Raw genomic sequence first — 18,754 nt, forward strand, 5'->3', positions numbered from 1 at the left:
GATTCCAGCGCTGGAGGGTCAACGAGCCGGAATGTCACATCCCCACGATCAGCTCACGAAACCTTCGCGCCCGTCTTCGCAGATGAAATAGGCCCCGCCATTCGCGCCCTCCCACTGAACCCGGCAACCTTGGGGCAGTGCGTATTCAGGCTGCGGCGGTTGCAACGGGCATAGTTTAGGGCGTGGTGCGCAAGCCGCCAGCGAAAGAGCGGCCAGCGACATGGCGGCCAACCTTGAGCACCAAAGCTTCATGATTGAAGATTATTGCCGGTGTACTGCGTTCGGTCCGACCGCGGCGTCTGTTGCCTTTGGTCCTTCCGATTCAGATTTGTTCGAATGACAGGATTTTCCCATCGCCTTGTGCATAAAGAAATGGGCTCCGAGGCACAGGATCAACGGTGCGAAAAGACCCAAGGAGTCAGAAAGCCCGCCAGCCGTCCCGCCGGCGATGAAGTAGAGAACGATCGGCGTTATCATGGCAATGCAACATACCATCATGCCCCATTTCAGGATCTTGCCGCCGCTAACCGGTGCTGACACCTGCGGCGCGTCTGCAATCTGTTTTTCTTTCACATTCAACTCCAAATTTCGGATTGGAGACCTCTGCTAACGCCTTCCCACGATGGAAGGTCAAGCTGATTTGGCGGGAAGCGAATTTGAAGCTGTCAAACCAGTTCTGCAATTCCCAGGGCGCTACTCGATACATAGACGCGGTCCGAACCTGGAAGATTTCAGGGGATATGACACAGCAGGCATTGTCGACCCGAGGCTTGGTGAAGGTTCAGGTTAAACACGAAGCTGCCTAGGTCACTTTATGCCTTGAAAACTCGCGGGTGGATCGTGGCGGTATCGAACGAACAATTAAATGGACAAATCTTCCCCCGTCGCGGATTGTCTAATCCCCTGAGTACTAACTCCAGGCAACAGGAGCGCTATAAATGCTGACCAGACGACATTTTGTTGCAAGTTCGCTTGCCATTTTCTCTCAGCCGGTTCTTGGAGTGACGTCGGCGGCTGCCTCGCAATGGTCGGAGTGGGATGCGCAAGTAACGCCAGCCAATTTTGATCCCGCAACATCCAATCCCTGGGGGTTACACCCACGTTTCCTGCCTCAGCGTGTGCAAACCAATCGACCACTTATTCCGGGTGACATTCATGTCGACGCGGTGGCACGATATCTGTATTTCATCGAAGACGGTGGCACAGCAATGCGTTACGGCGTAGCCATTGCCCGAGGCAATCTTTACGAGCCCGGTGTCTACACAATCAAGCGAAAGGCCAAATGGCCGCGTTGGACTCCTACAGCCGAAATGATTGAGCGCGACCCTGATGAATATGCGCAATTCGCAGATGGTGTGCCCGGTGGGCCGACAAACCCATTGGGATCAAGGGCGTTTTATCTATTCGAAGGTGGTCGCGACACATACCTGCGAATTCACGGAACGCCTTATCCAAGATCTATCGGAGGTCGCGCAAGTTCTGGCTGCGTAAGGATGGCGATGCCACATATCATCGGGCTTTATGATCGTGTCAGGCCAGGGTCCACGGCTCATCTCTACCCTCCCGAGCGCCTTCTGACCGCGACCAGCTGATAGGCGCTTGTCAGGCGCGCGTACAGATTGGGCGCCCTTCAATAGTCCTGAGTGGCAGGTAGGTTGTTTCAACCGGCCCCACGTAGCGATACCAATAGCAACCGTCCTCAGGCATGATTTTAACGGCGTTCAGGTCCTGGCCCGGAGCAGCAATCTGGGCAACGGCGTCAGGAACTCGGGAAAGCGTTCCGGGCTCGCTTTCTGCAGATATCGACGTTGTTTCGGTGCAGGCGCTGACGAGCATAAGTGCGGCCAGTGCTTGGAAAGCTTTCTTGAAGCACATGGTGTTTAGTCCACTGTGTTTGTCATTTGTAGTACCTGATACCCTCGCATCGACGGGTGATCACATCAATTCACCAAGAACTAAGCAATTGTTAGCGTTGCTTTTTTGTGCTCGGCTGATTCAAAAAAGTCAGGTTTTGCTTATAGCATCCTGGAATTACGTCCAAGAAAATTGCTTTTCCACAATGACTTGATGATTTGGGTCCGCCTTTTAAGGAAATATCCCTGCGACAACGGCAACGACAATTCAGACGAGGCATCCCATATGAAATGTCATTTGCCTGTTGACCTTCCAGCGCAGGAACCGGGCATACGAGTTATTTGAGTCGGAAAAAGAATAAACTTTGGGATGGCAGGCATGAAAACGAACAGTGATAGAAAGGCTGTTACGCGACGCGGAGTGATTGCCGCGTTTGCTGCGACAACCCTTTTTCCAGCACCGGCGGTTTGGGCCCAATCAACGACAACTGAGGGGACGCGCCGGAATGTTTCCTCATTCCGCGTTGCTAAATGGCAGGATCACTTTGATACGCTTAAGAATGGTGTGATCCTGTCCGATACACAGTCCAAGGTCCTGCAATATTGGTCAGAAGACGAGAGCGTCTATCGGATGTATCCAACCAGCGTGCCGCTGACGGAAGACCTTACAAGGCTGGGCTACACCACAGTAACTCGCAAGGTTGAGGGGCCATCTTGGCGACCGACACCAGCAATGAAAAAGCGCAACCCTGCTTGGCCCGACTATGTGGGCCCGGGTCCGGAGAATCCTCTGGGGACACATGCACTTTATTTGAGCTGGCAATACTACCGGATCCACGGCACTAACGACACACGCAAGATCGGAAGAAAATCCTCCAATGGCTGCATCGGCTTATACAACGATCAGATTGCGGAATTGTTCGAGCTGGCGGCTGTAGGCACGCAGGTAAAACTGATCTGACCTTGGTCAATGCGATTTTTCTGAGCGGGCCCAAAAGTCAGAAACTGACAATCATGTGAAGAACAGAGATGGATAAACTTACACTCTTGATAGGCGGAGTAGTGATCGCAGGCGCCGCCGCGTTCGTCTACAACTTAAATCAGCAACCAACAGGTCACTCGATGACGCCGCCCGATACGTCAGCACTGGAGCAAGGAGACCCAATCGAAAACGTCAACCTGCCAGAGCAACTGAGCGAATTTGCGGCCGTCGGCAAAGTGGCATTCGACGCCAAATGCTCGGCGTGCCATGGCGCGAATGCAACAGGTCTGGAAGGCCTTGCACCACCTTTGGTGCATAAAATCTATGAGCCAGGCCACCATTCGGACGAGTCATTTTATGTGGCAGTCCAGAATGGAGTTCGGGCACACCATTGGAAGTTCGGCAATATGCCGCCGGTCGATGGCTTGACCCGTGCGGATGTGAAGGGCATCGTTGCGTATATCAGAGAGCTGCAGCAGGAAAACGGGATTTTCTGAAGGTGACGAGCCGAATGGGCAGTGCAATTCGTTACATCATACTGTCAATGGTGCTGACCATTGGCGGGCTGCTTGTGACGGCCGATTCTGCTCATGCACATGGCAATGGTTCACAGCACGTGATTGACCAAACGGACTCCGCGGACGTTGAGCATGTCAAGCAGGGTCATCCCGGACATTGTCATGGCGGAACGATTTGCAACGCTGTTGGTCTATTTTCGATGGGTCCACCACCGCCTGGCCCCCAAGATACTGAACAAAGATACTCGATCCCTCGAGCCCAATACCGGGTTCTCGGTATCGCGGCGTTTGACCCACCACCGCCGCGTGTCCTGATCTGACCAGTCGAATTGCGCTCAACCTGGGCGCGTCGAAGCAGACGACAAGGACAAAACAATGAACATTCTAAAAATGACCACAGGCGTTGCCCTGATTTCTCTGTTCGCAGCCGCCGCCCTGGCGCATGGTGGCGCAACCGGCATCGTCAAAGAACGCATGGATGGTATGTCCGCGATGAAGGACAGCATGAAGATCCTTACGCCGATGATGCAGGGGAAAACGCCCTACAATGCGCAAACGGTACGAAGCGAGGCCAAGAAAATCGGGCGTCACGCTGGCGAGAGCATGACAAAGCTGTTTCCAGAGGGATCTGATGGCAAACCCTCGGAGGCCAAATCGGAGATCTGGCAGGATTGGGGTTCATTTGCAGAGTTAGCCAGACAGTTGGAAACCTACTCTGAAGGCCTTGCGCTTGCGGCGGACAACGGGTTGATGATGTCCGGGTCGGGCCATGGTTCGGGCATGATGGGCGGCGCATCCATGATGGGTGGCGGTTCTATGATGGGTGCCGGAATGATGGGCGGCAGTTCAAACCAGGCACAACTTTCTGAAATGCCGGCAGATGGTGTGTTCATGATGCTGAGCCAGACATGCTCGGCATGTCACACGCAATTTCGGTCGGAATAGGAATGCGTCATGAGACCGATATTCCGATTGGGCCTTGCTGCCGCCCTAACGGCGTCAGCGGGACTTGTTGCCGTGATGGCTTGGCCGATTGGCCAGCCCTTACAAGCTCTCGACATTCAGGGTGACGTTAACCGCGGGGCGTATCTGGCAAGGGCAAGTGGCTGTATCGCTTGCCACACAGATTTTGCCAAAGGGGGCGCGCCCTTGGCCGGTGGGGTGGAGTTGGATACCCCGTTCGGCACGCTCTATTCACCGAACCTGACCACAGATCCTGACCACGGGATCGGTGACTGGACAATCGAGGATTTTGCCCGCGCGGTGCGTCAGGGCGTGTCGCCTGATGGTGAACCCTATTACCCAGCCTTTCCTTATCCGTTCTATGCCAACTTCACGGATCAGGAAATCGCCGATCTCTGGGCAGCCTGGCAAACGGTTCCACCGGTAGCGGAACCGTCAAAAGAGCAGGAAATGGCGTTCCCCTTCAATCAGAGATGGGGCCTGAAGCTGTGGCGCGCGGCTTTTCTGGAACCACCCCGCACTGATCCCGTGCCGGGCAATGACGAAGTGTGGAACCGGGGTCGGCTACTGGTCGAAGGTGCCACGCATTGTGCGGCCTGCCACACCGGGAGGAACCTGGCTGGCGCAAGAAATTCGGACACGGAACACTTCAAAGGAAGTGACTCCCTGCCGGGCGGTGACAAGGCACCGGCCATCGACTTTGAGACCCTGCAAAAGCGTGGTTGGACGGTAGATGATTTGGCCTACGCGTTGCGCACCGGCGTCATGCCTGATGGCGATGTCTTCGGCGGCGCCATGGGAGAGGTCGTAAACTATAGCACCAGCTTTCTGACAGACGAAGACCGGAAGGCAATGGCGACTTATCTGCTAGATGTGCACGACGGGGGGTAATCGAGTGAGAGATCAAATTTTCTTTGGAGGGAAGTCCTCATGAAGCTCAATCGCAGGCAATTCGTTGCAGGCACGTCGGCACTAATCGCAATGCCGACTATCGGGAGGGCGGCTACCGCCCCCCGAATAATCGAGGCGCGTTCAGGGTTGGCACGTGTTGCCCCCGACAACTATCCGGAGACCGAGATATGGGGATATGATGGCGGTGTTCCGGGCCCTGAAATTCGTGCCCGGCAAGGCGAAACGGTTCGCCGGACACTCCTGAACTCGCTACCTCAGCCTACAGCAATCCATTGGCACGGATTGCGGGTTCCAAACAATATGGACGGGGTGCCGGGCCTTACGCAGGAGGCTGTACCAACCGGCGGCGAATTTCAGTATGACTTGCCTCTGAAGGACGCGGGGACCTTCTGGTATCACTCTCACAACCAGTCAACGGAACAAGTGGCCAGGGGCCTTTACGGCGCGTTCATCGTCGACGAAACGGACCCGCCGGACACGGACCATGACATCACGATCCTTCTGGATGACTGGCGGTTGTCTAAGGACGCTCAAATAGTTGATGATTTTGGTGCAATGCATGATTGGACCCATGCAGGTCGGATGGGAAACTACGTTCACGCGCGCATATCGCCAATGACCGAAGTTTTGACGAACCAGCGATTGCGAATTCGAATGGTCAACGTGGCAACTGATCGGATCATGTATGTGTCAGTAGGTGGCGCAAACGGGAAACTGGTCGCTTATGATGGCATGCCTGTAAGGCAGCCAGAAGATTTCGAAACACTTGTTTTCGGACCTGCACAGCGAGCAGACTTGATCGTCGACGTCACAGCGGAATCGAACGAAGCCGTTCAAATAACTCTTCACGAACGCGATGAATCATTTGTTATCGCTGAGATCCCGGTTTCGGGAAGCGGTACATCTGCCAGCCGCGGTGAGATTGAAGCTCTGCCACCCAACCCTGTTTCTTTTCTTGAAGATGTTTCTGACGCCTTAAAGGTTCCATTGGTGATGGAAGGCGGGGCGATGGGCGGACTGCGTCAAGGTACTTACAACGGCCAAGTCATGAGCGCTAATGAGTTGGTTCAGGAAGGACAGATCTGGACATTCAACGGAGTCGCAGGGTTACCCGAAGACCCGCTCGCTTCCGTTTCGCGTGGCGACATAGTCCGTATTCAGATGCAGAACGACACTGTCTTTGCGCACGCCATGCACTTGCACGGGACGCACTTTCAGGAAGTTCTGCCGAACGGCAGCCTGGGGCCGCTGCGGGACACAATCCTGGTTGACCGGATGGAAACGCGGGAGATTGCGTTCGTTGCGGATAACCCGGGGGACTGGCTGTTTCATTGCCACATGCTGTCGCATCAGGCCGCTGGTATGAAGACCTGGCTGAGCGTGGCGTGATGAACAAGAGCGCGGCGAATTGGCTGTCACTGGCTGCTGTGGTGATCATTGTCGCGGTCGCTGGCTGGGGCTTGGGTGGGCGTGCGCAGAACAGTTCATCGGCGGATTCGGCACGTGGTGCAGTTTTGTATGCCGAAAACTGCGCGTCATGCCACGGGGCAGATTTGGAGGGTCAACCAGATTGGCAGACACCTGATCCAGATGGCGTCTTGCGGGCTCCCCCGCATGACCGAACAGGGCACACCTGGCATCACGGCGACAAGCTGTTGTTCGATTATACAAAGCTTGGCGGGGACCAAACACTAAAACAGATGGGCGTCTCTGATGTCAAAAGCGGTATGCCAGGTTTCGAGGACACTCTGTCGGATCAGGAAATCTGGGACATCCTTGCCTTCATCAAGGAGAGTTGGCCGGATCGGGAACGCAAGCTGCAAGAGCAGCGCACCGAGGCAGAACAAACGGAAGGAAACTGATGTGAAACGAATACTTGCAGGCTTAATCGCCATCGCCATGTCGATTGGCGTTCCTATGGCACGCGCCGACGAACTGTCTGACTCCGATGTGAAACGGCTGGCTCTGGAAGCCATTTTGGAAAACCCTGAGATCATCATGCAGGCGATTCAACTGCTTCAACAGCGCGAGAATCAGGCAAAAGCCGAAGCAATTGGAAGCGTCTTGGAAAATCAGCGTGAATTGCTGGAACAGGATCCGAATGCGCCTGTCATCGGAAACCCGAAAGGCGATGTAACCGTGGTCGAGTTTTTTGACTACAACTGCCCGTATTGCAAACGCGCTGCCCCGGTTGTGAAGAACGTAATCGCAGGCGATTCCGATGTACGAGTTGTCTATCGAGAATGGCCCATACTCGGAGAAGGTTCCGACTTCGCGGCACGCGCCGCGCTTGCCTCACGCAATCAGGGAAAATATGAAGAATTTCATTGGGCGCTTATGGCTCTGGACGGTCGTGCCACTGAGGCCAGTGTCCTGAAAGTTGTCCGTGAACTCGGCCTGGACGAGGATCAATTGCGCGCAGATATGGAGGCGCCGGAAGTCGACGCACATATTCAGGTGTCCATGGAATTGGCCCGACAGCTTGGCTTCAGTGGCACCCCCTCGTTTGTGATTGGAGATGCTCTTGCCCCGGGGCTGATCGCCGAAGATGAAATGACCCGGCTAATCGAGGCAGTCAGAGACGCAAGATAAAACCAAGGGGCGACTGAATGTGCGCCCCTAAGTTTCTCATGCGACCGTGGCTTCGTATCCCTCGGACTTCAGAGCAGCAAGGATATGATCAAGTGGATTGGCGCTTAAGACACGTACCCTGCGGTTTTCCATGTCAAAGTCCAACTGTGCGGAGGAATCCACCGTGGCAACGGCTTTTTCGATAGCTGACTTGCAGTGCCCGCAGCTCATATCCGGGATATTTAGGGTCGTCATGGATGTTTGCTCCTGTTTTCCGTTGTCCCGGCTAAAGTATTCCAGCACAGGAAGGTCAAGTCGTGAAAATTGGATCGCCAAAATTAGCGGAAAAGAAAGTCAACCCCATCCCTTGACCTTCCACTTGCTGGAACCCTTATGTTGCCCGTCAGCAGAACATTGGTGGTGACAATATGACTGAAATTTCACGTGCAAGGTTTCAAGTTCAGGGTATGAGCTGTGCTTCTTGCGTAGGGCGCGTCGAGCGCGCGTTGAAAGATGTGCCAGGGGTAGATGCCGCTTCGGTTAATCTCGCCAGCGAAAGCGTTCAGGTCGATTTCCGCGATCCAGCCGATAAAGCGGCCATTGCTGATGCGTTAAACAGCGCCGGATATCCGGCACGGACGGAAGAGGTAACGCTGGATATTCAGAACATGTCCTGCGCATCGTGCGTGGGGCGCGTTGAACGGGCATTGCAAGCAGATGATGGCGTCTTGTCCGCGTCGGTCAATCTGGCCACCGAAAGTGCAACTGTACGTTATGCTGAGGGAGTCACAACACCCGAAGCCATCGCGGCGCTTGCGGCATCTGCTGGCTATCCGGCGAGCCTGCGATCCGCGACGCAGACCGAACCACAAGACCGCAAAGCCAAAGAGATTCGCCAATTGGCCCGGCGAACAAGCTTTGCCGCCTTGCTCGCTTTGCCGGTCTTTATCCTTGAAATGGGCTCGCATGTTATTCCGGGCATGCACCACCTGATAGCGAGCACGATCGGCATCCAGAACAGCTATTACCTGCAATTCCTTCTGACCACGATCGTTCTTTTTGGCCCTGGTTTGCAGTTCTACACCAAGGGATTCCCTTCCTTGTTCAAAGGCGCGCCGGACATGAACTCTCTGGTGGCCCTGGGCACTTCGGCGGCTTATGGGTTCTCGCTTGTTTCCACCTTTGCGCCGGGTGTTCTTCCCGCCGGCACCGCAAACGTCTACTACGAGGCCGCAGCGGTGATCGTGGTTCTCATATTGCTGGGGCGGTTCCTCGAGGCGCGCGCCAAGGGGCGAACCGGTGAAGCGATCCGAAAATTGGTCGGTCTGCAGGCAAAAACAGCGCGAGTTGAGCGCGACGGATCGGTTGTTGAGCTACCGATCGAGCAGATCGTTGTAGGGGATATTGTGCACGTTCGACCGGGCGAAAAAATCGCGGTGGATGGTGCCGTAGTGACCGGCGCGTCATATGTTGATGAAAGCATGATCACCGGCGAGCCGGTTCCTGCCGAAAAGACCGAGGGCGCAACTGTGGTCGGCGGAACAGTCAATGGCACGGGCGCATTGACGTACCGGGCTGAAAAGATCGGCGCAGACACTATGTTGGCCCAGATCATTCAAATGGTCGAACAAGCACAGGGTGCCAAGCTTCCGATTCAAGGCTTGGTTGACCGCATCACGCTGTGGTTCGTGCCTGTAGTGATCGCTGTGGCCGTAATGACTGTGCTGGTTTGGATGTTGTTCGGACCCGATCCCACGCTCAGCTTGGCGTTGGTAGCCGGGGTTGCGGTACTGATCATTGCTTGCCCCTGCGCCATGGGGTTGGCCACACCCACCTCAATCATGGTCGGCACCGGCCGCGCGGCCGAGATGGGTGTCCTTTTCCGAAAGGGCGACGCCTTGCAAATGCTGCAGGAAACCACCGTTGTTGCAGTGGACAAGACGGGGACCTTGACCGAAGGGCGTCCGGAGCTGACCGACCTTATTGTGGCCGAAGGATTGGCCGAGGATGAGGTTCTGCGCCTTGTGGCTGCCGTTGAGGTCACATCCGAACATCCGATCGCCACGGCCATCGTGCGCGCGGCTGAAACCCGTGGTCTGGAGCTTTCGAAGCCAGAAGACTTCACGTCGATCACCGGTTACGGGGTAAGCGCTTCAGTCGAAGGCCATACAATCTTGATCGGGGCTGACCGCCTGATGAGTCGCGAAGGGGTTGAAATGGGCGCGCTGTCTGATCGGGGCGCTGAACTGGCAATCAACGGAAAGACTCCACTTTATGCTGCCGTAGACGGGGTTATCGCGGCCGTAATCGCTGTGGCGGACCCAATCAAGACCACCACGCCAGACGCAATTGAAGCTTTGCACGGACTGGGGCTGAAAGTAGCGATGATTACTGGCGACAATGCCGCTACTGCCAAATCCATTGCGGCGCAGCTTGGCATCGATCATGTCGTGGCCGAGGTTCTGCCCGAGGGTAAAGTATCCGCGTTGCAGGATTTGCGTTCAAATGGCGGAAAACTGGCCTTTGTGGGTGATGGCATCAATGATGCCCCCGCTCTGGCGGCGGCTGACGTAGGAATTGCGATCGGGACAGGCACTGACATCGCCATCGAGGCGGCTGACGTCGTTTTGATGTCAGGTGACCTGACAGGCGTGGTCAACGCTTTCGATATTAGTCAGCGCACCATGCGTAACATCCGCCAAAACCTGTTCTGGGCTTTCAGCTACAACACGCTGCTCATACCGGTTGCAGCGGGGGTGCTCTATCCGTTTGGCGGCCCGTTGCTGTCGCCGGTTCTGGCTGCAGGTGCCATGGCGCTGTCCAGTGTATTTGTCCTGACCAACGCGCTGCGGTTGCGCCGGGTTAAGTCGATCAAAGTTGGGCGAGAACAGATCTCGCAGAATGAAGAGCAGGCGCTGCGATCAGCGCCTGCTGAATAGAATAGGAGAACCGCTGTGAATATCGGAGATGTAGCAGAACGTTCGGGTCTGCCTGCCAAAACCATCCGCTATTACGAGGATATCGGATTCATCAAACCCAGGCGCAGCCTGAACGGGTATCGCCATTTCGATGAAAAGGAATTGCACAAACTGGCCTTCATCGGGCGGGCCCGCTCATTGGGCTTTACCATTGAAGATTGCCGCTCGCTACTGGCGTTGTACGAGGACAAAGAGCGCGCAAGCGCGGACGTGAAGGATATCGCCAAACAGAACCTAAAAGAAATAGATGCCAAGATCGCGGACCTGAAGGCCATGCATGCTACATTGTCTCATCTGATCGACGAATGTGCTGGCGACCACCGCCCTGACTGCCCGATCCTGAAGAACCTCGGCCAAACTTAGATGCGCTCATCGTATGAACTGCCTCCGATTTTGGCAGTTTGTTACGTGTATTCGCGGGAATCCGCTTCATTTCTATGCAGCGCACCGACTCACCTGTTTTTTTCTCCGACTGGCTTGAACACACGTTACGTTCGTCCTAACTGCACGGGATGGAGTGGAAGTTTTTCTCAGTGTTGCGAATGACGTTTCTGACATGCGTCTGCTTGGCGATGACATTCGTCGGCACTGTTGTGGTCGCGAGCACTGACGTCAAAAACAGTAGCACCTCTGAGCCTCACGGCGTTGCAATGGCTGCAAAGTCATCAGACTTCAAACACGACCATAGCGGTTTGCATCCGACGACTGGCCAAATCCACACGGATAGCCACGTAAATCACAGCGGAGAATGTCATTCCGGCATCTGCTGCGTTGGTGAATATCCTACCCAAGTGAGTGTTGCTGTGTTGGCTACAGCTTTCGGGCAGCAAAACCGAAACATGGATTCGGACACCCATCTGTCTCAGGGACCTCTGACTCCCGATCGTCCTCCTCAAATCTCCTGACATCCTCAGGCCCGCAAGCGCGGGTTTTCATGTTGTTTCGGTTCCAGCATTCATTGCGACCGTCGGGAGATTATTATGCGTGGAAGATATGCGGCACTATCAGTACTTGCCTTGGCGTTTGGCCTGGGTGGAGGTGTCATTCTTGAAAGACTGTACCTGAATCCAATTGATCAGGGCCAGTCGAATGAACCAGAAGTCCTTTATTGGGTAGCTCCGATGGATCCGAATTTTCGGCAGCCTGGACCTGGAAAATCGCCTATGGGTATGGACTTGATCCCGGTTTATTCTGGGCAGGAACCTACCGGCGACCCTGAAGAAGTCACCCTGAGCGCTGCAGAAATCAACGCAATTGGCGTGCGAACTGCGGTTGCACGCATGACTGATATCGAGCCTCGTATCGAGACGGTGGGTTTCGTCGGCTTTGACGAACACCTGACCAATCACGTTCATACACGCGTTGAAGGTTGGATTGAGCAACTGAAAGTTCGCGCGGTCGGTGATCGCGTTGAGAAGGGGCAAGTTCTATTCGAACTCTTTTCACCGCTGATCGCAGCTGCAACCGGCGATCTTGTACGCGCAGTCGAAGCTGGTGACCCGCGTATTTTGGACGCGGCGCGCAACAAGTTGATCAGCCACGGTATGTCCGCACGTCAGGTTGCAGAGATCGAGGCGGGCGGTGAGTTGGTTCGAAATGTGGAAATTGAGGCGCCTCAAAACGGTGTTGTCATAGCGCTGAACGCCGCCGATGGAATGTACCTGCAGCCAGGCACGCTTGCGTTTTCGGTCACCGATCTTTCCGAAGTATGGCTGATCGTCGATGTTTTCGAACGAGATATTGCACGTTTGTCGGATGACATGCGCGCAATAGCAAGGTTCGAGCACCTACCTGGTCGCACCTTCGAAGGCGAAATCGACTATGTTTACCCTGAGCTTGATCCGCAAACCCGAACTCTTCCCGTCAGACTGAGTTTCGATAACACCGACGGCGTGCTGCGGCCGGGCATGTTTGGCAGTGTTAGTCTTATACCGGATGAAAGCCGGAATGTTCTCACTGTTCCATCAGAGGCGCTAATTCGTACTGGTTCGGCGGAACGCGTCATCTTGAAAACGGGCGATGGTACCTTTCGCCCGAGACTGGTGACTACAGGTCTTCGAGACAGTTTCGGCGAGGGGGGACGAACAGAAGTTCTACAAGGGCTTGAACCCGGCGAGGAAGTTGTCGCATCCGCACAGTTTCTAATCGACAGTGAAAGTGCTTTGAGCGCCGGCTTCACGCGTATGGCACCAACGGACACCGAACCAGCACGCGGGGCAGGTACCCTGGTTTCACTCGATGCCCAAAATCGTATGGCAACTGTTCGTCACGATGTTCTCGAAAGCCTCGATTGGCCCGCAATGACTTCGCAGTTTCCGGTTAGGTCTGGTGTTTCGCTCGACCGTTTGAATTCTGGCGACGCGGTTGCTTTCGTGATCGCGAGGGGTGCGGATGGGCTTCTGAGCTTGATGGAGCTTGCACCAGACGATGGTATTGCCGGAACTGGAGCCGGAATCGCGCGCGCCGTCACTTCAGACGGCAAATTGACGCTTGAGCACGGACCGATCCCCGAGCTCGGTTGGCCCGCCATGACAATGGATTTGCCTGTTGTGGGAGTAGATCTCACTACCGTGCCAATCGACATGCCAATTGAGTTTGATCTGGCTGAGGGAGAAGGGGGGATGTTCTCGATTGTGGCAGTTCGCGAAGAGGGCTCGCCGCCGACGGATTCAGTTGAACCCGAAGAAACCATCACAGCTTCTGCTCCACCGATTGTTGTCACCGGCACGATCAACCTCGTCAATGCTGAGGCAGGGACTGCAACTATCACTCACGGACCGATGACTGAGATTGGGATGCCGGGAATGACCATGGATTTCCCATTAGAGCCAACATTGGACCCAAACATGCTCGAAGTCGGTTCTGAAATGACTCTGACTTTCGCGCGTGCAGATGGCATGACGATGGTGTTGGCTGCGGCAACGCCTATTGCACCGCCGCTTCAGGTTTCTGGCCGAATTAACAGTATCGACCCGAATGCGCGTACCGCGAACGTAACACACGGTCCAATGACCGAGATCGGCATGCCGGGCATGACCATGGATTTCCCGGTTGCGGAGGGGATTGAGGTTTCTAATTTGCCTGTAGGGATTGATGTTTCTTTGATCCTTCGCCGCAATCCCGACTTTTCGATGACGCTGTTAGAGGTCGCGCTTGATGGGAGTGTTACGCAGTGATCACGGCAATCATTCGTTCTTCTCTCGCCAACAGGTTCATCATCTTGGCCCTCGCATTCATGATAGGAGTTGCGGGTATTTGGGCCATTCGTGAGACGCCCGTTGATGCAATCCCGGATCTGTCGGATGTCCAGGTAATTGTTCGCACGCCATATCCCGGGCAAGCACCTCAAGTTGTCGAAAACCAAATTACATATCCATTGGCGACGGCCTTATTGGCCGTACCCGGTGCAAAAGACGTTCGCGGGTTCTCGTTCTTTGGAGACAGCTTTGTATATGTCGTCTTTGAGGACGGGACGGACCTCTACTGGGCTCGGTCGCGTGTGCTCGAATACTTGGGCCAGATTACCGGTAGCTTACCTGAAGGTGTGTCTCCACAACTTGGCCCCGATGCGACAGGGGTCGGGTGGATTTATCAGTACGCGCTGGTTGACAGAACCGGAAATCATGATCTGGCTCAGCTCAGGACTCTGCAGGATTGGTTTCTGAAATACGAATTACAAGCCGTGGAAGGCGTCTCAGAAGTCGCCACCATCGGCGGAATGGTCAAACAGTACCAGGTCGTCGTCGACCCAAATAAACTACGTGCCTATGACATAACACTTGCGCAACTGAGGACGGCTATTCAGGCGGCCAACCGCGAGACGGGCGGCAGCGTCATTGAGATGGGTGAAGCCGAATTCATGGTCAGGTCATCGGGCTACATTGATGAATTATCAGACCTTGCAAGCGCGCCATTGATGGTCAACGAGCGCGGCGCCGCTCTGACGCTTGGAGACGTTGCTGAAATCCGCCTGGGGCCTGAAATGCGCCGTGGTGTCGGGGAGCTCGACGGGCAAGGAGACGCGGTTGGCGGAGTGGTCATCCTGCGATGGGGTGGGAACGCGTTAGCGACGATCAAAGCGGTGGAAGCGCGCATAGAAGAGTTGCGCTCAAACCTGCCGGAAGGGGTCGAAATCATAACGACCTACGACCGATCTGGTGTGATCGAGCGTGCTATCGATAACCTCCAGAAGAAACTGACGCAGGAATTCATCGTCGTTGTTCTTGTGTGCGCGGCTTTTCTACTTCATCTGCGGTCATCCCTTGTGATTCTTCTGTCGCTCCCGCTGGGCATCTTTGCCGCATTTATTCTGATGAAGGCACAAGGAGTAAACGCAAACATCATGTCGCTCGGCGGCATAGCCATCGCTATTGGTGCGATGGTCGACGCATCGATTGTGATGATCGAGGCGATGCACAGGCGGTTGGAAAAAGAAAAGCTCACAGCAGAGAACCGATGGCGGATTGTGCAAGAGTGCGCTTCTGAGGTGGGACCAGCCCTTTTTTATTCTCTGGCGATTATCACGGTTAGTTTTTTGCCTGTTTTCGTTCTGGAAAATCAGGAAGGTAGGCTCTTCTCGCCACTCGCTTATACCAAGACCTACGCCATGGCTGCAGCCGCCATCCTTTCGATAACGTTGGTTCCGGTCTTGATGGGTTACTTTGTAAGGGGGCGTATTCTACCGGAGCGAAAAAATCCGCTAAATCGCTTGGTCGTGTTCGTGTACCGCCCATTTCTGGACGCGGCAATTGCCTGGCCATGGGCAACAACACTGTTGGCCGGCGTTCTGGTGACGTCCATGTGGTACCCGTACCAGAGAATTGGCTCTGAATTCATGCCCGAGTTGAACGAAGGTGATTTTCTCTACATGCCGAGCTTCTACCCCGGGATCTCGACGGGAAAAGCCCGTGAGGTACTGCAGCAGACCAACCGCCTGATAGCTACCGTGCCTGAAGTCGAAACTGTTCACGGTAAAGTTGGGCGTGCGGAGACTGCAACCGATCCAGCACCTCTAACGATGGTGGAGACCACAATCCAACTCAAGCCGGAAGAAGAATGGCGCCCCGGCATGACAATGGAGAAAATCCGGAATGAGCTCGATCGTATCGTTCAGGTTCCGGGCGTTACAAATGTTTGGATCCAACCTATCAAGAACCGCATCGATATGCTTGCGACAGGTATCCGTACTCCTGTCGGTGTCAAAATATCCGGCACCGACTTGGAGGTCATTACAGATATAGGGATCGAAGTAGAACGTGCGGTCGCTGATATTGAAGGGACGGCTTCCGCCTACGCAGAGCGACCTGTTGGCGGGCGTTTCATCGAAATCGACGTCAAACGAGATGCCGCCTCCCGATACATGATGAGTGTTCGAGAAGTTCAGGACGTAGTTCAGACCGCAATTGGCGGTATGCAAGTGTCGGAATCTGTAGAGGGGCTGGAGAGGTTTCCGATAAACCTACGGTACCCTCAAGCATGGCGAGACAGCCCGGAACGGCTCGAAAATCTTCCTGTCGTCACACCGTCGGGTGCTCATGTGCCACTGTCTGCTCTCGCCGATATTCGAATAGTTGACGGGCCGGGAATGATTCGATCGGAGAACGCTCGACGAACCGGGTTCGTGTTCATCGACATAGCGGGGCGCGACCTGGGCGGATATGTGGCCGAAGCACAAGAAGTGGTTACAGAAAAGGTCAACCTGCCTCCAGGTTATTCGCTGACTTGGTCGGGGCAGTATGAGTACATAGAGAGAATGCAGGACAGGCTGACGATCGTTGCTCCTGCAACCCTACTAATTATCACGCTCATGCTTTTCTTGGCGTTCAATCGAGTGATTGAGGTCGGGATAATTCTTGCGGCGCTTCCGGTCGCATTGGCAGGTGGGGTTTGGTTCCTGTGGTATCTTAACTTCGATATTTCGATAGCTGTACTCGTGGGTTTCATCGCGCTGGCGGGAGTTGCGGTGGAAACAGCGATTGTCATGTTGCTGTACCTCAATCTTGCTTGGGAGAAACGTCGTGGGCTGGCGCAATCGGAACAGCGAAAGCTGACACGTGACGATATCGAAGACGCGGTGTTCGAAGGCGCCGTTCTTCGGGTTCGGCCGAAGGTAATGACCGTAGCCACGATCTTCGCAGCACTGATACCCATCATGTACGGCACCGGTACAGGCTCTGAAATCATGCAGCGGATCGCTGCGCCGATGATTGGGGGCATGGTGACAGCAACCCTTCTCACGCTTTTCGTCATTCCCGCAATATTCGTGATTTGGAAACGGCTCGCGCTCAATCGCGTGAACCGAGAGATCTCCCACACGATCCAGGAAGTGCCCCCTGCGCTTCCGGCAGAATAATACCCACAACCTTGAAACAGGAGCATCTGATGAAAACTTTGACTGCTATTGTGGCCCTTTTGGCCGTGTCTACGACAACCAGCTTCGCGCAAACGAACCACGACATGGACCATTCCAACATGTCCATGTCGTCCGAACAGATGGAAGGGGCGGTTCACGCAAAAGCTTTGGTGAACTCAATTGGCGACGAAACCGCCAACGTCAGCCATGATCCGATCCCCGAGATCGGGTGGCCCGCGATGACGATGGATTTGCAGCTTCTTGAGAATGCCCAGATGATGGGTGAGATTAGCGCCGGTGACGAAGTCACACTGATGTTGGTCAAAAGCGATGGTGGTATGTATGCGATCGGCGCGATCATGAAAAACTGAGTCTGTTGATGCGGCAGCTATTCACCAATGATGTGATTGTTCGCCGTTTCAAGGACCGTAGGAAATTCTATGAACTAAGAGAAATGGAGTAGGAGCCACTCAAGAACCAAATCGTATTTTAACGATCTGTGGCTCTGCTCATAAGTTATCAGTCCATTGTCGGTTAAAGGCGCAATAAGCAATTCGTTGACTGATTGAAGCTCCAAAGCTCAGAAAATCTTCCGGCTACTCTGAAGGAACAGAGCAATCCAGGCAAGCAGTACAGAAACTGCCAACGCTTCGGTATCTCCGCCCCGCGCCACTGCAGTTAAACTTGCGCTAAATTCTGGAGTTGCTTGCGCAGCCCAGTGGGAATCTGACCGACAAGCAAATCCCACCTAAAACATTTCACAATTGGAATGTGTGTACTACATTGTCGCTGAGATGACTTCACGCGGCCATTCAACGGACCAGCGTCGAATTGTCTGGGGCGTTGCCTTGTTGGTTTTTGCTTCAGTCGAAAACGCAGCGCGGAGCGGTCAAAATGAGGATATCTTCAGGGCGACGACTTGGGAAAACGATACGACATGACAGCTAACACAAGAGAGCACTGGGACGATGTCTATGGCGAGAAGTTTGACACCCAATTGAGTTGGCACGAGGATGATCCGGAGATATCGCTTGAACTCATCGAGTTGATCAGAGTGTCTAAGCCTTCATCCGTCATCGACATTGGCGGGGGTACATCTCGTCTTGCTGGAGCGTTGCTTGCGAAGGGGCTCCATGACGTGACAGTTCTCGATCTATCGCAGGTCGCGTTGGACACGGCCCGGGAAAGGTTGGGGCGCGCCGCTGAAACAGTCACTTGGATTTCCGCAGATATAACTTCTTGGGTCCCCGATCGCAGATATGACGTCTGGCATGATAGGGCGGTTTTTCACTTTCTCGTGGATACATCGCAACGCGCGGCCTATATGGAAAGAGTGAAGAGAGGGGTAAAAATTGGCGGCCATGCGATCATTGCTACGTTTGCACTTGATGGGCCGGAGACTTGCAGTGGTCTCCCGGTCGCCCGCTATAGTCCGAGCGATATCGCCATGCTTTTCGAGGACCACTTTGAACTCGTCGCGCATCGCCATCACCTGCACCAAACCCCTTGGGGGGAAAGCCAGTCTTTCCAGTTCAGTGTACTCCGACGCTGCGGTTGAGCCCACACCTGAAGCTGGCCCAAAGTGGTGGGCTTCCAATAAGCTTTCGGAACATGCCTATTGTGTT

At 54.6% G+C, this 18,754-nt stretch carries 19 protein-coding genes; 15 read left to right on the forward strand and 4 right to left on the reverse strand.

The genetic code is table 11. The annotated features are described in order from the left end of the window. Window positions 1–48: 48 nt before the first annotated feature. Both ACR3EH_RS21785 and ACR3EH_RS21790 read right to left on the reverse strand, forming a co-directional pair. Window positions 49–222 (reverse strand): hypothetical protein, encoded by a 174-nt coding sequence (locus tag ACR3EH_RS21785; RefSeq protein WP_171676523.1) that lies wholly within the window; start codon window positions 220–222, stop codon window positions 49–51. Window positions 223–261: 39 nt separating this feature from the next. Continuing rightward, complete coding sequence (locus tag ACR3EH_RS21790) at window positions 262–573, reverse strand: DUF2933 domain-containing protein (protein ID WP_171676524.1); 312 nt, start codon at window positions 571–573, stop codon at window positions 262–264. A gap of 365 nt (window positions 574–938) precedes the next feature. Here ACR3EH_RS21790 and ACR3EH_RS21795 point away from each other — a divergent pair, with 365 nt between their 5' ends. Beyond that, window positions 939–1,592, forward strand: coding sequence for a L,D-transpeptidase (locus ACR3EH_RS21795; RefSeq protein ID WP_171676525.1), 654 nt, complete (start codon window positions 939–941; stop codon window positions 1,590–1,592). A gap of 10 nt (window positions 1,593–1,602) precedes the next feature. On the opposite strand, the gene ACR3EH_RS21800 is transcribed toward ACR3EH_RS21795, so the two are convergent. Next, window positions 1,603–1,875 (reverse strand): hypothetical protein, encoded by a 273-nt coding sequence (locus ACR3EH_RS21800; protein WP_171676526.1) that lies wholly within the window; start codon window positions 1,873–1,875, stop codon window positions 1,603–1,605. A 348-nt stretch (window positions 1,876–2,223) separates the two neighbouring features. Between ACR3EH_RS21800 and ACR3EH_RS21805 the strand changes: the two genes are divergently transcribed. The 8 genes from ACR3EH_RS21805 to ACR3EH_RS21840 all read left to right on the forward strand — a co-directional run bounded on the left by ACR3EH_RS21805 (window position 2,224) and on the right by ACR3EH_RS21840 (window position 7,820). Further along, entirely contained in the window at window positions 2,224–2,814 is a 591-nt protein-coding gene (locus ACR3EH_RS21805) for a L,D-transpeptidase (RefSeq protein WP_171676527.1), read from the forward strand. A 68-nt stretch (window positions 2,815–2,882) separates the two neighbouring features. Then, window positions 2,883–3,332, forward strand: a complete 450-nt coding sequence (locus ACR3EH_RS21810) for a c-type cytochrome (protein WP_171676528.1) — start codon at window positions 2,883–2,885, stop codon at window positions 3,330–3,332. A 153-nt stretch (window positions 3,333–3,485) separates the two neighbouring features. Further along, window positions 3,486–3,668, forward strand: a complete 183-nt coding sequence (locus ACR3EH_RS21815; RefSeq protein ID WP_157054267.1) for a hypothetical protein — start codon at window positions 3,486–3,488, stop codon at window positions 3,666–3,668. A 60-nt stretch (window positions 3,669–3,728) separates the two neighbouring features. Beyond that, entirely contained in the window at window positions 3,729–4,298 is a 570-nt protein-coding gene (locus ACR3EH_RS21820) for a c-type cytochrome (RefSeq protein WP_171676529.1), read from the forward strand. A 9-nt stretch (window positions 4,299–4,307) separates the two neighbouring features. Beyond that, window positions 4,308–5,207 carry a c-type cytochrome gene (locus ACR3EH_RS21825; RefSeq protein ID WP_171676530.1) on the forward strand — a complete coding sequence of 300 codons (900 nt, stop codon included), beginning with the start codon at window positions 4,308–4,310 and terminating at the stop codon, window positions 5,205–5,207. Window positions 5,208–5,246: 39 nt separating this feature from the next. Next, on the forward strand, window positions 5,247–6,617 hold the full coding sequence (locus tag ACR3EH_RS21830) for a multicopper oxidase family protein (protein WP_171676531.1): 1,371 nt from the start codon (window positions 5,247–5,249) through the stop codon (window positions 6,615–6,617). Further along, window positions 6,617–7,090 (forward strand): c-type cytochrome, encoded by a 474-nt coding sequence (locus ACR3EH_RS21835; RefSeq protein ID WP_171676532.1) that lies wholly within the window; start codon window positions 6,617–6,619, stop codon window positions 7,088–7,090. Before ACR3EH_RS21830 ends, ACR3EH_RS21835 begins: the two co-directional genes overlap by 1 nt. 1 nt (window position 7,091) lies before the next feature. Next, window positions 7,092–7,820, forward strand: coding sequence for a DsbA family protein (locus ACR3EH_RS21840; protein WP_480634878.1), 729 nt, complete (start codon window positions 7,092–7,094; stop codon window positions 7,818–7,820). Between the two features lie 36 nt (window positions 7,821–7,856). Here the strand turns inward: ACR3EH_RS21840 and ACR3EH_RS21845 are convergent, their stop codons facing one another. After that, on the reverse strand, window positions 7,857–8,054 hold the full coding sequence (locus tag ACR3EH_RS21845; protein ID WP_152460774.1) for a heavy-metal-associated domain-containing protein: 198 nt from the start codon (window positions 8,052–8,054) through the stop codon (window positions 7,857–7,859). Window positions 8,055–8,227: 173 nt separating this feature from the next. On the opposite strand from ACR3EH_RS21845, the gene ACR3EH_RS21850 reads away from it, so the two are divergent. The 6 genes from ACR3EH_RS21850 to ACR3EH_RS21875 all read left to right on the forward strand — a co-directional run bounded on the left by ACR3EH_RS21850 (window position 8,228) and on the right by ACR3EH_RS21875 (window position 18,687). Further along, complete coding sequence (locus ACR3EH_RS21850) at window positions 8,228–10,738, forward strand: heavy metal translocating P-type ATPase (RefSeq protein WP_171676533.1); 2,511 nt, start codon at window positions 8,228–8,230, stop codon at window positions 10,736–10,738. 15 nt (window positions 10,739–10,753) lie between these two features. Continuing rightward, a complete protein-coding gene (gene cueR, locus ACR3EH_RS21855; protein ID WP_152460772.1) occupies window positions 10,754–11,140 on the forward strand; it encodes a Cu(I)-responsive transcriptional regulator in 387 nt (128 codons plus the stop codon). Between the two features lie 617 nt (window positions 11,141–11,757). After that, the gene (locus tag ACR3EH_RS21860; RefSeq protein ID WP_171676534.1) at window positions 11,758–13,953 is read left to right on the forward strand and encodes an efflux RND transporter periplasmic adaptor subunit; all 2,196 of its coding nucleotides are present in this window, start codon (window positions 11,758–11,760) and stop codon (window positions 13,951–13,953) included. Continuing rightward, on the forward strand, window positions 13,950–17,129 hold the full coding sequence (locus ACR3EH_RS21865) for an efflux RND transporter permease subunit (protein WP_171676535.1): 3,180 nt from the start codon (window positions 13,950–13,952) through the stop codon (window positions 17,127–17,129). The genes ACR3EH_RS21860 and ACR3EH_RS21865 overlap by 4 nt, the downstream gene beginning before the upstream one ends. Window positions 17,130–17,158: 29 nt before the next feature. Then, complete coding sequence (locus tag ACR3EH_RS21870) at window positions 17,159–17,500, forward strand: copper-binding protein (RefSeq protein ID WP_171676536.1); 342 nt, start codon at window positions 17,159–17,161, stop codon at window positions 17,498–17,500. A 566-nt stretch (window positions 17,501–18,066) separates the two neighbouring features. Beyond that, window positions 18,067–18,687, forward strand: coding sequence for a class I SAM-dependent methyltransferase (locus ACR3EH_RS21875; RefSeq protein ID WP_171676538.1), 621 nt, complete (start codon window positions 18,067–18,069; stop codon window positions 18,685–18,687). Window positions 18,688–18,754 lie beyond the last annotated feature (67 nt).

The sequence above is a fragment of the Ruegeria sp. BG7 genome (genome assembly GCF_056535685.1).

What these genes read in the sequence shown, in the direction of transcription:
- ACR3EH_RS21785 (WP_171676523.1), bottom strand. Translation starts at nt 222, where the DNA reads ATGTCGCTGGCCGCTCTTTCGCTGGCGGCTTGCGCACCACGCCCTAAA.
- ACR3EH_RS21795 (WP_171676525.1), top strand. Translation starts at nt 939, where the DNA reads ATGCTGACCAGACGACATTTTGTTGCAAGTTCGCTTGCCATTTTCTCT.
- ACR3EH_RS21800 (WP_171676526.1), bottom strand. Translation starts at nt 1,875, where the DNA reads ATGTGCTTCAAGAAAGCTTTCCAAGCACTGGCCGCACTTATGCTCGTC.
- ACR3EH_RS21805 (WP_171676527.1), top strand. Translation starts at nt 2,224, where the DNA reads ATGGCAGGCATGAAAACGAACAGTGATAGAAAGGCTGTTACGCGACGC.
- ACR3EH_RS21810 (WP_171676528.1), top strand. Translation starts at nt 2,883, where the DNA reads ATGGATAAACTTACACTCTTGATAGGCGGAGTAGTGATCGCAGGCGCC.
- ACR3EH_RS21815 (WP_157054267.1), top strand. Translation starts at nt 3,486, where the DNA reads ATGTCAAGCAGGGTCATCCCGGACATTGTCATGGCGGAACGATTTGCA.
- ACR3EH_RS21820 (WP_171676529.1), top strand. Translation starts at nt 3,729, where the DNA reads ATGAACATTCTAAAAATGACCACAGGCGTTGCCCTGATTTCTCTGTTC.
- ACR3EH_RS21825 (WP_171676530.1), top strand. Translation starts at nt 4,308, where the DNA reads ATGAGACCGATATTCCGATTGGGCCTTGCTGCCGCCCTAACGGCGTCA.
- ACR3EH_RS21830 (WP_171676531.1), top strand. Translation starts at nt 5,247, where the DNA reads ATGAAGCTCAATCGCAGGCAATTCGTTGCAGGCACGTCGGCACTAATC.
- ACR3EH_RS21835 (WP_171676532.1), top strand. Translation starts at nt 6,617, where the DNA reads ATGAACAAGAGCGCGGCGAATTGGCTGTCACTGGCTGCTGTGGTGATC.
- ACR3EH_RS21845 (WP_152460774.1), bottom strand. Translation starts at nt 8,054, where the DNA reads ATGACGACCCTAAATATCCCGGATATGAGCTGCGGGCACTGCAAGTCA.
- ACR3EH_RS21850 (WP_171676533.1), top strand. Translation starts at nt 8,228, where the DNA reads ATGACTGAAATTTCACGTGCAAGGTTTCAAGTTCAGGGTATGAGCTGT.
- ACR3EH_RS21860 (WP_171676534.1), top strand. Translation starts at nt 11,758, where the DNA reads ATGCGTGGAAGATATGCGGCACTATCAGTACTTGCCTTGGCGTTTGGC.
- ACR3EH_RS21870 (WP_171676536.1), top strand. Translation starts at nt 17,159, where the DNA reads ATGAAAACTTTGACTGCTATTGTGGCCCTTTTGGCCGTGTCTACGACA.
- ACR3EH_RS21875 (WP_171676538.1), top strand. Translation starts at nt 18,067, where the DNA reads ATGACAGCTAACACAAGAGAGCACTGGGACGATGTCTATGGCGAGAAG.